The sequence below is a fragment of the Nostoc sp. C057 genome (assembly GCF_013393925.1).
Taxonomy (GTDB): Bacteria; Cyanobacteriota; Cyanobacteriia; order Cyanobacteriales; family Nostocaceae; genus Nostoc; species Nostoc muscorum_A.
Map to the genome: position 1 here is coordinate 6,900,564 of NZ_CP040281.1, position 15,234 is coordinate 6,915,797.

The 15,234-nt window shown below is 39.7% G+C and carries 9 protein-coding genes; 5 read left to right on the top strand and 4 right to left on the bottom strand.

Going from position 1 to position 15,234, the window contains the following annotated elements; all coding sequences use genetic code 11:
• Positions 1-93: 93 nt before the first annotated feature.
• Positions 94-474 carry an endonuclease domain-containing protein gene (locus tag FD724_RS29330; protein ID WP_179075043.1) on the top strand — a complete coding sequence of 127 codons (381 nt, stop codon included), beginning with the start codon at positions 94-96 and terminating at the stop codon, positions 472-474.
• 145 nt (positions 475-619) lie between these two features.
• On the opposite strand, the gene FD724_RS29335 is transcribed toward FD724_RS29330, so the two are convergent.
• A complete protein-coding gene (locus FD724_RS29335) occupies positions 620-862 on the bottom strand; it encodes a hypothetical protein (protein WP_179075044.1) in 243 nt (80 codons plus the stop codon).
• 182 nt (positions 863-1,044) lie between these two features.
• On the opposite strand from FD724_RS29335, the gene FD724_RS29340 reads away from it, so the two are divergent.
• From FD724_RS29340 to FD724_RS29350, 3 genes are all read left to right on the top strand, one after another.
• Positions 1,045-1,482: a hypothetical protein gene (locus tag FD724_RS29340; RefSeq protein WP_114080966.1), complete on the top strand. Its 438-nt coding sequence runs from the start codon at positions 1,045-1,047 to the stop codon at positions 1,480-1,482.
• Between the two features lie 292 nt (positions 1,483-1,774).
• On the top strand, positions 1,775-4,651 hold the full coding sequence (ileS, locus tag FD724_RS29345; RefSeq protein WP_179075045.1) for an isoleucine--tRNA ligase: 2,877 nt from the start codon (positions 1,775-1,777) through the stop codon (positions 4,649-4,651).
• Between the two features lie 429 nt (positions 4,652-5,080).
• On the top strand, positions 5,081-6,235 hold the full coding sequence (locus tag FD724_RS29350) for a histidine decarboxylase (protein ID WP_179075046.1): 1,155 nt from the start codon (positions 5,081-5,083) through the stop codon (positions 6,233-6,235).
• 74 nt (positions 6,236-6,309) lie between these two features.
• Here FD724_RS29350 and FD724_RS29355 read toward each other — a convergent pair whose 3' ends face one another.
• A complete protein-coding gene (locus tag FD724_RS29355; protein ID WP_179075047.1) occupies positions 6,310-9,693 on the bottom strand; it encodes an EAL domain-containing protein in 3,384 nt (1,127 codons plus the stop codon).
• 234 nt (positions 9,694-9,927) lie between these two features.
• A complete protein-coding gene (locus FD724_RS29360; protein ID WP_179075664.1) occupies positions 9,928-10,812 on the bottom strand; it encodes a ParA family protein in 885 nt (294 codons plus the stop codon).
• A 245-nt stretch (positions 10,813-11,057) separates the two neighbouring features.
• Here FD724_RS29360 and speY point away from each other — a divergent pair, with 245 nt between their 5' ends.
• Positions 11,058-12,230: a deoxyhypusine synthase gene (speY, locus tag FD724_RS29365; protein ID WP_179075048.1), complete on the top strand. Its 1,173-nt coding sequence runs from the start codon at positions 11,058-11,060 to the stop codon at positions 12,228-12,230.
• A 115-nt stretch (positions 12,231-12,345) separates the two neighbouring features.
• Here speY and FD724_RS29370 read toward each other — a convergent pair whose 3' ends face one another.
• On the bottom strand, positions 12,346-14,697 hold the full coding sequence (locus FD724_RS29370) for an adenylate/guanylate cyclase domain-containing protein (RefSeq protein WP_179075049.1): 2,352 nt from the start codon (positions 14,695-14,697) through the stop codon (positions 12,346-12,348).
• Positions 14,698-15,234 lie beyond the last annotated feature (537 nt).

Below are 15,234 nucleotides of genomic sequence, written 5' to 3' on the forward strand. Positions count from 1 at the left end.
GGGGGGTAATTCGACTTGTGTGTACACCGTAGCTCTTTATAAGGGGGGTAATCCTGGGAATAATAAGCGCAGTCTAGGGATATGAAAACGCTGATGACAAAGCTGTATAACCAAAGCTCAGAAAAGCAAAAACGGCAAACTCTCAGAAACAATATGCCCCCATGTGAAAAAATAGTTTGGGCAAAACTTAGAAATCAACAAATTGAAAGCTATAAATTTCGCAGACAATACAGTATTGACAGATTTGTAGTGGATTTTTATTCTTCAGAATTGAGACTTGCCATAGAAATTGATGGTGATAGTCACTATCAAGATGGAGTTCCAGAATATGACCGCGATCGCCAAGCTTTTTTAGAATCAAAAGGTACGAGGTTTTTGAGATTTACAAATCAAGAGGTTTATCAAGATATTGATGGTGTGGTGGAGAAGATTAGGGAAGTTATTTGTTGCTTGAGGGAAGTTACCCCACCCTAACCCTCCCCTTATAAAGGGGAGGGAACTAGATAGATTTCTTTTCCCCCCTTTCTAAGGGGGGATTAAGGGGGGTAATTCGACTTGTGTGTACACCGTAGCTTATAAAGGGGAGGGAATTAGATGTTCTAGCTTTCCCTTTCTAAGGTTAATTTGGCGTTCGCATTTGTTGATTCGGAGTTCGCATTTGCTGATATGGGGTTCGCATTTGTTGATTCGGAGTTCGCATTTGTTGATTCGGAGTTCGCATTTGCTGATATGGGGTTCGCATTTGTTGATATGGCGATCGCATTTGCTGATATGGGGTTCGCATTTGTTGATTCGGAGTTCGCATTTGCTGATATGGCGATCGCATTTGTTGATTCGGAGTTCGCATTTGTTGATTCGGCATTCGCATTTGCTGATTGCACTTATTCTCAAACAACAAATCGATATGAAAATGAGTAAAAATACAGACAAACTCGTAATTATTTCATTAAAAGTTCAACTAAATAAATCCACAAAACTACCCATCTCAGGCAAAAGGATACTCCACTATGTTGAAAAAGGAATTCTTAAAAAAAAGGATATCTCATGTCTTTAAGAACTCGTGGTTCTGCTGCTGTTGACAAAGCCCAACTTCGTCTCGCCTTGCTTAAATCCATTGATGAGAATCTGGATTTAGGACATGGATTAACCATTGAAGCCTACAACCACCTGGTTAATACTACCCGTGCGACGGTAGAAGCTCACAACACGCTTGTGTCCAATCTTGAAGAATCGCGTAAGACAGTAACCCAGATGGATAAAGCCCTCTCTGAAATGTCTGAACGAATGCTAAGTGGAGTTGCAACTATCTATGGCAGAAACAGTATAGAGTATTCCAAAGCTGGCGGCTCTAATGGAAAAAGAAATAAAAAATCTAGTTCAAAAGTTGCTCCACTTGTAGCGGTTCTTGCTACTCAACCGGCTCAAGCTGCAATTGCGAATGCGTCAACTAACGGTAAAAGCACAACTCCTTTGCTGCAATAATCCGCTTGATTGCATAAATCTAGTGCCGTGTCAAGCTTAAAATTGTGCATTAAATGTAGGTTGGCTTTCGTTACATCAATCCAACCTGCGTTTAATCCATCTGAATTTTAAAGTGGCGATGTCTACGCCTACGCTCTTGTGGAAAAGTCCTATCTTTATATTTGCAACTTTATTAACGAAAATTCAAGGTAGGGAGAGGTCTATCAAACTCGCGTTCAAAAAGCGAATTTTGGTTTTCCTGGCATCTCCTATAATTAATAAAACCTGCACACCTAATTCTAGGCATGAGACTGTGACCGAATCAGGAAGTTACAAAGATACTGTAAACCTACCCAAGACTAGCTTTGATATGCGGGCAAACGCCATCAAGCGCGAGCCTGAAATCCAAAAATTTTGGGAAGAAAATAAAATTTACGATCGCCTTTTTGAAAATAACCCCGGCGAATTATTTATACTGCACGATGGGCCTCCCTACGCTAATGGCTCACTCCATATTGGTCATGCCTTAAATAAAATTCTCAAAGATATTATTAATCGCTACCAAATGTTACGAGGGCGTAAAGTTCGCTACGTTCCTGGTTGGGATTGTCACGGTTTGCCAATTGAGTTGAAAGTTTTGCAGAATATGAAGTCAGCAGAACGGCAAAATTTAACGCCTTTACAACTGCGGCAAAAAGCGAAAGAATTTGCCCTAGCTACGGTAGATAACCAGCGCCAAAATTTTAAACGCTACGGTATTTGGGGTGATTGGGACAACCCTTATCTAACTCTGAAGCCGGAATATGAAGCGGCTCAAATTGGCGTATTTGGTCAGATGTTCTTGAAAGGATACATCTATCGCGGTTTAAAGCCGGTTCACTGGAGTCCGAGTTCTAAAACCGCTTTGGCTGAAGCTGAGTTGGAATATCCTGAAGGTCACGTTTCCCGCAGTATCTATGCAGCTTTTGCAATCACAAGTTTGTCCGAAGCTGTAAAACCACTGTTGGCGGAATATCAGTCAGATTTGGGTGTGGCTGTTTGGACAACTACACCTTGGACAATTCCGGGGAATTTGGCGGTCGCGGTGAATGCAGATTTGAACTATGCAGTGGTGGAAGTTTCCCAGTCAGAGGCGCAGAGTAATTTCAAATACCTAATCGTTGCTGCTGATTTAGTAGAACGTTTATCTTCAACCTTGGGAGTTGAGTTAACTCTCAAAGCCACCTTTAAGGGGAATGACTTAGAACATACTACTTACCGTCATCCTCTGTTTGACCGCGAAAGCCCAATTGTTGTCGGCGGTGATTATATCACTACTGAATCTGGTACTGGGTTGGTACATACCGCACCCGGTCATGGTCAAGAAGATTACATTGTTGGTCAGCGCTATGGCTTACCCATTCTTGCACCAGTGGATGACAATGGCAATTTTACTGAAGAAGCGGGAGAATTTGCGGGGTTAAATGTTCTGGGTGATGGGAATCAGGCGGTGATTGATGCACTGGCTGCGGCTGGTTCTTTGTTGAAAGAAGAAGCATATCCCCACAAATATCCTTATGATTGGCGGACAAAGAAACCGACGATTTTCCGCGCTACTGAACAATGGTTTGCTTCCGTAGAAGGATTTAGAGAAGAAGCACTAAAAGCGATCGCAACGGTAAAATGGATTCCAGCCCAAGGTGAAAATCGCATCACGCCAATGGTGGCGGAACGTTCCGATTGGTGTATCTCTCGTCAACGCGCTTGGGGTGTACCCATTCCCGTTTTCTACGATGAAGCCACCGGAGAAGTACTGCTGAATGAGGAAATTATCAACCACGCTCAAGCAATTATCGCTGAAAAAGGTTCCGATGCTTGGTGGGAATTATCAGTTGAGGAGTTATTACCCGAATCCTATCGTAATAATGGCAAGTCTTACCGCAGAGGTACAGACACAATGGACGTATGGTTTGATTCTGGCTCATCTTGGGCAGCTGTCGTCCAACAGCGTCCAGAGTTACGCTACCCGGCTGATATATATTTGGAAGGTTCCGACCAACATCGCGGTTGGTTCCAGTCAAGCTTGCTGACCAGTGTAGCAGTGAATGACATTGCACCTTACAAAACTGTGCTAACTCACGGCTTCGCTTTGGACGAACAGGGCCGGAAGATGAGCAAGTCAGAAGGAAATGTAGTTGACCCAAATACAATCATTGAAGGTGGGAAAAATCAAAAAGTAGAACCGGCTTACGGTGCAGATGTCTTGCGATTGTGGGTATCATCGGTTGACTACTCCGGCGATGTCCGAATTGGCAAAAACATCATCAAGCAGATGAATGATGTCAGAGGCAAAATTCGCAATACAGCGCGGTTTTTGCTGGGTAGCTTGGATGATTTTGACCCAGAAAAAGATACAGTTCCCTTTGAGGAATTGCCAGAACTTGACCGTTATATGCTGCACCGCATCACCGAGGTATTTGAGGAAGTAACGGAAGCCTTTGATAGTTTCCAGTTCTTCCGCTTTTTCCAAACTGTGCAGAATTTCTGCGTGGTGGATTTATCCAACTTTTATTTGGATGTTGCCAAAGATAGGCTGTACATCAGTGCAAAGGATGCTTTCCGCCGTCGCAGTTGTCAAACGGTGCTGAAAATAGCTTTAGATAATTTAGCACGAGCGATCGCACCAGTGTTATGCCACACCGCCGAAGATATCTGGCAATATCTCCCCTATAAAACACCTTACAAATCAGTGTTTGAAGCCGGTTGGGTAAAGGTTGAAGAAAAATGGCGTAATCCTGAATTGGCAGAATTTTGGGAAGCACTACGACAACTCCGCACCGATGTTAATAAGGTGTTAGAACAAGCCAGGATAGAAAAACTCATTGGTTCTTCCCTGGAAGCGAAAGCTTTGATTCATATCCCTCATAAACAGTTAGGCGATGCTATCAAAGCCTTTAACCCGGTTAAGGGTAACGGTATTGATGAACTGCGGTATCTATTGCTGACTTCCCAAGTGGAATTATTAGATTCTGCTGAGGGTTTGCAAGGATTAAAATATACGGCGCAGACAGAAGACTGGGGAATTGGTGTAGTAAACGCAGAAGGGCAAAAGTGCGATCGCTGTTGGAACTACTCCACCCATGTGGGAGAATCAGCAGAACATCCGTTAATTTGCGAACGATGTGTTGCAGCCTTAGCCGGAGAGTTCTAGTAAATATACTTGAGTTCAACGAACCTCTCTCTACCTTGAAATAAAGTTCAAGCCTTTCCCTCTCCAACTCTGAGAGGGAAAATTTTGTGTACTAAACCAGAGAGAGGTCTTTTCTTTTAGGTAATTATATAGACACTATCTCATCCGTATAATTCACGCTAAATCAGGTTGTAGTCACCGCCTGAAAAAGATATTTTACGTAATACACATTATAGCTATTTTGTAAAGTAAGTAATTTCTAAGGGTAATATACTTGTAAGCAAAAACTCAGGTGTTTTTACTGAAGCCTGCTAAGTACTTTCACCATATCCTTTTCATGTATAGAGCCGAATTACAGTATTGTGAAGAAAACATAAAGGTATGGATTAATACGTAAATTTTCGATTAAAACATCCATTAACTTAATCAAAATTCAAGAGATACAAAGATATGTCAAGTAAAGTTGCTAAAGAGTTGGCAGATTTTTTGCTGCAAATAGAACAGCGATCGCAGTTTCATGCAGGCTATCCCTATAATTTAAGTTGTGATTACAGTGCGATCGGGAAATTTTTCAATCATCTGTTAAATAATGCTGGAGACCCATATATTGAGCCAGATTTTGGTCTCCATTCCCGTAAGTTTGAGCAAGAAGTATTATCTTTTTTTGCTCAACTCTATAAAATTCCAGAAAATCAGTTTTGGGGTTATGTTACAGCTGGTGGAACTGAAGGTAATTTATATGGAATGTTCTTAGCAAGAGAAATCTACCCTAATGGGATTCTTTACTCATCACAAGACTCTCATTACTCAATTCCCAAAGCCGCGAAATTATTCCGCATTCAACATAATGTTGTGAATTCGCAAATTAATGGAGAAATGAATTATGACCATTTTGAACAACAACTTAGCGAAAATCGTCGTTATCCAGCCATCATAAATTTAAATATTGGCACTACTGTCAAAGGTGCAATTGATAACTTAGACAAAGTTCTAGAAATTTTAGAGCGCAATCAGATTAAAGATTACTACATTCATTGTGATGCTGCGCTTTCAGGGTTAATATTACCGTTTCTAGATGGCGCTCCGCAAGTGAATTTTCAAAAACCCATAGATAGTGTAGCTATTTCTGCTAAATTCATTGGTTCTCCCTTACCTTGTGGTGTAGTTTTAACTAAGAAAAAATGGGTAGAAAAAGTTGAAACAGAAATTGAATATATTGGTTCAAAAGATACAACTATTCTGGGATCTAGAAATGGTCATACTCCCCTAATTCTCTGGTATGCAGTACAAACAAGAGGTTATGATGGATTAGCTAAAGAGGCTAAGACCTGTATTCATAATGCTCAATATCTTTTCCAACAACTTCAAATCAGAGAATATCCATGTATGTTAAATAATTTTTCAAACACAGTAGTTTTTCAAAAACCTTCTCAAAGGTTAATTAAAAAGTGGCAGTTAGCAGTTTTTGAAAACTCGGCACACATGATAGTCATGCAGAATATTGGTCGGGAGAAAATTGATATTTTTATTAATGAACTATTGTTAGAAGAAGGGTTAGTTAATAACGCAGAAGATTTTCAGCTACAGCCAGTACTACAACACTAATGTAGATCCTCAAGTATAATTGCTTTATCAATTTTACAAAGTGTTTCTCCAAACATAATTCGATACCAAACAACTTATCTCTTTAAAAAGTTTTTGTAACACAAGTTAGCCGCAAGTAGCATTTCTACTTCTGCGCTTTCCATCGGTGGTAAGAAAAAATACCCTTGTCCGTAATCACATTGTAACGCCTTCAATTGTGCTAATTGTTCTACAGTTTCTATGCCTTCTGCTGTAACAGACATATTGAGATTATGAGCTAATGTCACAATCGCTCTGACAATTTCTAAATTTTCTCCTCGACTACCTATATTAGTGACGAAAGAGCGGTCAATCTTCAGGGTTTTGATAGGTAGGCGGTGTAGATAACTCAAGGATGAATAACCAGTTCCAAAATCATCCATGTGCATCTCGACATTTAGCTCTGTTAACTGAGAAAGCACGGTGGTAGCTAATTCAAAATTATCCATCAACAGGGTTTCAGTAATCTCTAACTTCAAACTGCATGGCTCTAGTCCAGTTTCCTGCAAAATATGTTTAACTTGTTTAAACACATCGGGTTGCGTTATTTGTTTCCCAGAAAAATTTACGCTAATTGTCAGAGATAGTGAGCTAGGAAATTGTTGATGCCATCTGTGCATTTGCTGACAAGCTTCAGAAAGCACCCATTGCCCAATACTAACAATCATTCCAGTTTCCTCAGCCAGAGGAATAAACTCTTGAGGGGAAATAAGACCTCGTTCTGGATGATACCAACGTATCAGGGCCTCAAATCCAATAATTTTGCCAGTTATAAGTGAAATAATTGGCTGGTAATCAAGGCGAAATTCTTCTTGTTTGAGCAGTGCATTTCGCAGAGCAGTTTCTAACTCTAATAGCAAAGATGCACCCTCGTACATCTTTTGGTCAAAGACCTCATAGCGTGCTTTACCAAGTGATTTGGCACGGTACATTGCAACATCGGCATCGCGGAGAATATGCGCTGATTGTTCATAATCTGGCTTACTTAAAGCGATGCCAATACTAGCATTAGTAAATACCAGATGCTCATTTAATTGAAATGGTAAAGCTAGCACCTTTTTAATTCGCTCGGCTACCTGTATGGCGATGTCAATATCCTCAATGTCCTCAATTAAGATGGTGAACTCGTCTCCACCAAAACGGGCAACTATGTCTCCGCCTCGCAGAACTGACTTTAGCCGATGGGAAATTGCAATCAAAAGTTGATTTCCCAGTAGATGTCCCAGACTGTCGTTAACAACTTTAAAGCGGTCTAGGTCTAAGAAGAGTACGGCAAATAAATAATTATTGTGTTGTTTGGTACGTTCTATTGCTTGCTGGACTCGCTCCATAAATAATCGTTGATTAGGTAATCCAGTTAGCCCGTCATGAAGACTATTGTGAAGTAATTGCTCTTGTGCCTGTTGGCGCTTGATAATGTCTTGTTCTAGTTGTTGATTTACTCTGATAAGTTCAACAGTACGTTCTAGAACTAGTTGCTCAAGCTGATAACGATATTGGATTAATTCTTCCTCTACTAACTTCCGCTTAGTGATGTCACGGATAATAACAACATACTCCCGTAGCTGAGAATTAAATGGCTGTGAAATAGTTGATTCAACAATTCTTAGACCTTGGTTTATTTTTAAAGTTTGCTCAGTTCTGATAGACCATTGCTTTGGTTTGCCGTGATAACATACCAAGAGTTGATTCAAGTTTTGCCCAAGCAACTCTTGAGAGTGTGTTTGAAATAATTCTTCAGCCGCAGCATTAGTCTGACAAATTTTACCGTTTTCATCTAAGACTAAAACAGTATCTGGAACGGTATCGAGAGTAGTGATAAATAGGCTTTTTGCTTGTTTGCGTGCTTCATCAATAGCAACGATTTGTGGTAGAGTTGTCCAGCAAGCGATCGCTACTCCAATTAAAGAAAGGGTTACTAACAGAATAGCTAGTAAAGAATTTTGAGGATTATCAGAAACTTTACCTAATAAATCGCGGATAACCCAACTGCTTGTAGCAGTAATACAAATTAATGATACTAGGACAATCACCTGTAGTATCAGAAAGTCTGAATTGTTTGTGCTAGACCGAGTATAGTAACGCTGTGTCCACCATTCCAACTCTAATGGCGCAAATCTTAAGCGACGTAGCCCGACATCTCCTATCATCAGAACAATGGGTAATAATAATCCCACTGAAAAATCTCTCCAATTCCAAGCTAAACCTCCTACTATTAGAACTACCGCTTCTAAACAGAAAAAACCAAGTGACCACCAAGGCCATAACACATGGGGTTTTCCTCGACACAGCCATAATCCCAGATGTAATCCCATAATGGACATTAAATAACAGGTGCCTGCTACTGTGACAAGTTGAGATACATTTCCCAAATTTAGACACAGCAAACTGATTAGAAAGGTTAGGAAGATAGCAGGTCCAAGGACACCTTGACGGGAAACTAATGCAAATATGGGAGAAATCTGTCTGTCCAAGGCAAGTTGATATAATATCCGAGGAGAATTGGAAACTGCCGTAGCAGAACTTAAAAGGCAAGATACAGTAATCAAAAGTGTTGCTAGAAAAGAGGCAGATTCACCCCAAAAAGGCTTAGACGCTGCTACCAAATTTAAGAACGCATCGTCACCTATTGTAGGATTTTGACCCGAACACATTAATACCCAAGAACCACCTAAAAAGACTGGAGGAATTAGCCAAGCAGCTACGGTTAAGAAGCTTAAAGTTTTATAGGGATGATGGCTATCAGCTACAAAAGAAGAAGTGGTTTCACAAGCATAAATTGAATAGCTAGCCAGAAAAAACCACTTAGCCCATTCTTCAAAACTCAGACTATGTGTGCTAGTTGGGATAAATTTAAAACTAGCATTTGAGAAGACTAACCATAAAACGCCTTCAATAGAAAACAAAAGCAGTAATAAAATTGCTGGAAATACAAAAAATAAATGCAAGAGCGCTAAAGCACGAGTGCCACTGAACGCTAAAATAAAAGGAATCGCTGTAAATAAAACTTTTAATAAAGTTTCTGGACAAGAAATACCTAATGTTCCAAAATTGACTTTAATTAAGTCTGTGAGAATAATCGCATACAGTGCCGGTGCTGCTGCCCAGCTAAAAAAGTATCCTAATGCTATGTAACGACCTAAACTAGGAAAATTTTTTAATAGCCTTGTGGTATAATTCGGTGTTCCTCCAGCGACATCTGGCCAATGTCTACCTAGACTTTGCACCTGCAAGTTCAGTAAGAAGGAAATGATCGTGCCAACAAACCAAACTAAAATCGCTTTAGGCCCTAACGCCGCATGAATAATAGGGGCAGTACCAATCCATCCCACATGACCCGTTAAGCCAAAGCCCCAGGTTTCGAGATAACTCAGAGTCCGTGGTAAACGTATTACCAAGTTCTGATTTTTCTCTGTCGGTATAGAATTTTGAGTAAGCATTGTTTCTTAGTAAGATTTACTGACCTTTTCACTCAATAGCCGAATCTCGCTGCATATAGCTTCCGTATAAGTGCTGAACTTATAGAAAAGATAACTTACTTATAGCAATACTATCTAATTTATGAAAATTCGTGCTGTCCAGATCCCCGGCAACTTTTATGAAGTCGGGGATCTAATCTTTAATGAATGATTTAGGACTGCTATATTACCCTCATTAGCTTACTGTTTAGGTCTTTATAGCTTTTGTAATAACTCCTGAGTTAACTGAAAAAACGCTTTTGAACCAGCTGATTGGGGAGCATTTAAAACAGCTGGCATAAAACTATCAACAGCCTTAGCAACATTGACATCAACTGGTATTTGTACTTTACAAATTTTCTCTACCCCGAAATCTTCGACAACGCGGTGCATCACTTGTTTATAGTATCTGCCAGTGAGAAGATTAGCAGTAGACATACTGAATACAATTCCCAGCATTTTTATATCTATTTTGGTTTCATGTCCATGACTATCTTTCAATTGGGCGATGCGTCTTTCTAGTAGTTGAATACCCACCACAGATAAGGGTTCTGGTTTTGCCGGAAGTATGTAGAAATCGCTGGCAGCTAAAGCGCTACGAGTCAATAAATTATATCCAGGGGCACAATCGAGAAGGATAAAATCATATTCTTGACGGACTGGTTTTAAAATGTTATTAATCAGGACTCTTTCAAAGCGATTCCAAATAGTTTCAAAGTCCTGTTCTCCTAACGCAGTTGCTTGTTGATGTAGCATTTCTGATACAACAAATTCATCATACAAGTCTATATCTCCTGGTAATAAATCCAGCCCGGTAAGATTACAAACCTGGGATTGAATGATATCTTGAATTGTGAGTTTTGCTTGTGGATCTGGATTTATAACTTCATCAATCAGATACCTAAATGTCTTGCTTTGTTTACGACGCTTGGCAAAATCTAAAGGCGACATCAAACTGAGTGTGGCACTAATTTGGCTATCTAAATCAAGCACAAGTACCCGCTTGCCATGATTTTTAGCTAAACAGGTAGCTAAGTTGACGGTGAGGGTGGTTTTACCAACGCCACCTTTCATGTTTGCAGTAGCAATTACATATCCCATTGGTTGAGTCCTCTGTTGACGCATTCTTCACATCTAGGTAGCGTACACCTCTCTCGATTTATTAAATCTTCCATTAAATTTAATATTTTCGGAAACTCAACGAACAAGCAGGGGGAAGGGGGAAATAACTACTTCTTCGTGCCGTGGGTAGATTTACCTGCTGCTGTACTATTTAAATTGCTATCACTTTGGTTGAAAGCTAGATAACATTAGATTCGGCGTGTTTACTGTTCGGGAGTGCCAAAATGTCTAAACAGCTGGGTCAAAAAATTGCACCTACACCTATATCAAATGATATCAATGTAGTGGATTTGATCGATCAATATTTCACTGCTTACAACTCAGCGCGGTTGCGGGAAATCTGCCAACTTCTGAGTCGTGATGTGCTAACCGAAGGTGTTACTGTCGGAGTTAGCCTTTCCGGTGCGATGACACCAGCAGGATTTGGGGTTTCAGCGCTTGCACCCTTAATTCGTAATGGCTTTATTGATTGGATGATTAGCACTGGTGCAAATCTTTACCATGATATGCACTACGGTTTGGGTTTTGAACTCTTTGCTGGTAATCCCTTTTTAGATGATGTGAAACTGCGTCAGGAAGGGACTATTCGCATTTATGACATTATCTTTGGTTACGATGTGCTACTAGAAACTGATGCGTTCATCCGCAAGATTTTACAAGGGGAAGCGTTTCAGAAGCGGATGGGAACTGCTGAGTTTCACCATTTACTAGGTAAGTATGTTCGGGAAGTAGAAAAGCAACTGGGTGTGCAGCATTCCTGCTTGCTGGCTACAGCTTATGAGTATGGCGTGCCTATATATACGTCTTCTCCAGGAGATAGCTCTATTGGGATGAACGTGGCGGCTTTGGCTTTGGAAGGTTCGCAGTTGGTGTTAGATCCATCAATTGACGTAAATGAAACGGCTGCGATCGCATATAATGCCCGTGAGTCAGGCGGTAAAAGTGCGGCTGTAATTCTCGGTGGCGGTAGTCCTAAGAACTTTTTACTACAAACTCAGCCGCAACTTCATGAGGTATTAGGCCTAGAAGAACGAGGACACGATTACTTTGTGCAGTTTACCGATGCACGTCCAGATACAGGCGGTTTGTCTGGAGCAACCCCATCAGAAGCCGTTAGCTGGGGTAAGATTGACCCGGAAGAGTTACCTAACACAATTGTTTGTTATACCGATAGTACGATCGCTCTACCACTGGTAACAGCATACGTCTTGAATAAGTGCCAGCCTCGTCCCCTGAAGCGTGTTTACGATAAGCGAGAAGCTATTTTGGATAAACTGCAAAAAGACTATCTAGCAGCCAAAAGCCAACCATCGGATCAGGTTCCCGCAGCAGTGGCTGAAAGTGCCCAAAAGCAAACAGCGACTTATCCCTGTGGGCGGCTGATTCCCAATATGTAGGGAGTAGGGGACAAGAAGACAAGGGAGGGGATAAGGGGACAAGGGGACAACTTGCAACAAGTCTTTCCCCTTGTCCCCAATTCTCCTTGTCCCCTTGTCCTCTTCCCCATGCCCCTCATCCCTTTTGTCCAACCAAAAAATAAGTTGTCATTTTCCCTTTCCCTTTAACTTCAATTTCGCCCCGCTTTTGAAATAAAAATTCATTACACAAGGACTTATAAGTATCTTCTGTAACCTGGATTTTACCAGCAATACCTTGAGATTCCATACAGCTAGCGATGTTTACCGTGTCTCCCCACAGATCGCAAGTAAATTTGTCGAGGTCAATTACTCCCGCTACTACGGAACCACTATGGATGCCAATACGAATATTGAAGTTTTGGTTATTCTCAGTATTAAATAGAGCGATCGCAGTTTGGATATGTAGTGCCATAAGAGCGATCGCTTGAGCATGATCTGGGCGGCGTGTAGGTAAGCCACCAACTACTATATAAGCATCGCCAATGTTCTTGATTCTCTCTAAACCATATTGTTCGGTGAGGCGATCAAAAGTTGAGAAAATCGAGTTAAGTAAGTTTACCACTTGAATTGCACTCATAGAAGCAGCAATTTCGGTAAAGCCGATAATATCTGCAAATAAAACTGTGACATCAGTAAATTCTTCAGCAATGTTAGCTGATTCTTCTTTCAGTTCCTTGGAGATTGCAGTTGGCAAAATATTCAGCAATAAACGTTCGGTTTCTTCTTGCTGATGACGTAGCGCTTCTTCTGCTGCTATTCGCTGGGTGACATTGCGAAATATGCCACGAACTGCAACTGGATGACCTTCAGAAAATTTACAGTTAATATTACCTTCTAAAAAAATTGTTTGACCATCTTTAGTAACGAATGCCGCTTTCACTTGATCGAACTTTTCTCCTGACAGTACGCGATAAAACCTTTGCCAACATTCTTGTTTAAACTCTGGATGTATAATATCGAAAATGGTCATATTCGCAATTTCAGCTTCGCTATATCCTAAAGTTTCTTGCCATGCAAGATTGACATACAAAAAACGACCATAGACATTGACAGATTGAATCAAGTCATTAGCATTTTCAAATAAATCCCGATAGCGTTCTTCGCTTTCTATCAGAGCATCTTCTGCTTGTTTGCGTTTGATAAACTGGGCAATTTGGCTACCAATAGAACCCATCATTTTCAATAGGTCTTTATCTTTTGGTTGTACCTCACGGCTAAAGAAAACCATCACTCCTAAGATTTCACTATCGTCTAAGATAGGGAAACCAAAGGCTGCGTGCAATCCAGCTTCAGCCGCAGGTTGCGATCGCCTTGTGTCTCCATCTTCTGTGATATCTTTAATCCACAAGGGCAAACGTCTAATCCAAATTCGACCAGGTAAGCCAATACCGGGAGTATAGGTAGTTTGCCAGGTGATTGCCTTAAACTCTCGCACAGAAATTACTCGACTTGACCAAATTTCCACACACCTTAATATTGCATTGATGCTGTGTCCCTGTACCGAAGTGCCAATATATTGACTTGGTGCCCAAAGTTCACCTAAATGCCATCCCAAGTTCTGACAAATTGACTGCAAAATTTGCGGAATTGCCTGCTTTACACTCTGGGATTCTGATAATATGCGAGTGATAGCATACTGGGTACTTGTACGCTGTTCTCGGTATTGTCGAGCCGTAATATCCCGACCAATGTAGACAATATCTTCTAATCCTTGTATTTTTTTCGGAATTACTGAACAAGAAAAAGCAATCAACCGCTTTTCTCTAGTTTTAGTTCGACAAACTACCTCTAAATTCTGAAAATTTTGCCGAAAATAATAATTTTTAAAAATTGATTCTATTAAAAAATGGTCGTCATCCATTATCAGAGATAGTGGACGATTAATTAATTCTTCTTCACTAAAACCAAATAATTCTTGAGCAGCATTATTTACTTTTTTAATATTGCCTTTGCTACTAGTTATTAACAAAGCATCTGGCATTGAATTAATAATTTTTTCCATATAAGTATTGTATGCTGTTAAAGCATCCTTTCGCAGTTTTTCTTCATAAGTTTGTTGTGCTAAATTTTGCTTTAAAATAAATTTATTTGTAACATCTTCAATGAAAACGATTAATTTATTTCTAAATTTATTTTCATTGTGATTGCCGAGAATATATATATTCATGTATATATATTTCTGATTTGAACGTCGTCCAATTGCTTCTAAATCAAATAGTTGCTGCTCTCCTCGCAAAATAGCTTGCAAAATCTTTTCAAGTCCGATAAACTCAGGAAAACTTAGCCGGATATCTTTTCCCTGGATCACCTCTTCAGGACTATCTGCAAACCGTTGCACTTGCTCTGATTTATTTATAATGCAAAAATGATCATCCAGTTCCAAATGTTCAAATTTATCTGGTAATGAAGGTTTGTTGAAAATCCGATCTAGTAGTTGGTCTTTCATTGTATTTTTATAAAAAAACTTGATATTTATCTTTAATAGGAAGAGCAAAAAAGGATATTTCAGGGTGTAAAAATAAAAAATTCCAATTAATTATTACTATATAACAGCATAACTCTGTCAATAACTCAGAAATCATAAGTTAGGAATAACAATTGGTAATATAACATCACTGATTAATAATTACCTTAGCTGTGGTTTCAAATGTTTGCTCAGAAGACAAGTCTGTCTAATCAAGATTTGTAGAAGTTGTTAATACTCAGTTTTTTTAATGATATTAATATTAATTTATCAAATATGAGATTTTCATGACTTAACTAAGTGTGGTTGAGCGAAAACGGCTACGAGTAAGCTTTTGATTTGATTAATCAGAATTAAGTAAGCATCAATAATATATGTTATATCTTTTGGAGGATTGACAATTGAATAAAGTTTTGTCTTCAGCAGTTTATACTCAAGAACGTAGTTTATAAGCGATCGCCAGTTTAACAAAACCACTCACAATATGGTTAAGTTCAAGTTTTAATACCCTTTTAAGCC

What these genes read in the sequence shown, in the direction of transcription:
- FD724_RS29330 (WP_179075043.1), top strand. Translation starts at nt 94, where the DNA reads ATGACAAAGCTGTATAACCAAAGCTCAGAAAAGCAAAAACGGCAAACT.
- FD724_RS29335 (WP_179075044.1), bottom strand. Translation starts at nt 862, where the DNA reads ATGCCGAATCAACAAATGCGAACTCCGAATCAACAAATGCGATCGCCA.
- FD724_RS29340 (WP_114080966.1), top strand. Translation starts at nt 1,045, where the DNA reads ATGTCTTTAAGAACTCGTGGTTCTGCTGCTGTTGACAAAGCCCAACTT.
- FD724_RS29350 (WP_179075046.1), top strand. Translation starts at nt 5,081, where the DNA reads ATGTCAAGTAAAGTTGCTAAAGAGTTGGCAGATTTTTTGCTGCAAATA.
- FD724_RS29355 (WP_179075047.1), bottom strand. Translation starts at nt 9,693, where the DNA reads ATGCTTACTCAAAATTCTATACCGACAGAGAAAAATCAGAACTTGGTA.
- FD724_RS29360 (WP_179075664.1), bottom strand. Translation starts at nt 10,812, where the DNA reads ATGGGATATGTAATTGCTACTGCAAACATGAAAGGTGGCGTTGGTAAA.
- speY (WP_179075048.1), top strand. Translation starts at nt 11,058, where the DNA reads ATGTCTAAACAGCTGGGTCAAAAAATTGCACCTACACCTATATCAAAT.
- FD724_RS29370 (WP_179075049.1), bottom strand. Translation starts at nt 14,697, where the DNA reads ATGAAAGACCAACTACTAGATCGGATTTTCAACAAACCTTCATTACCA.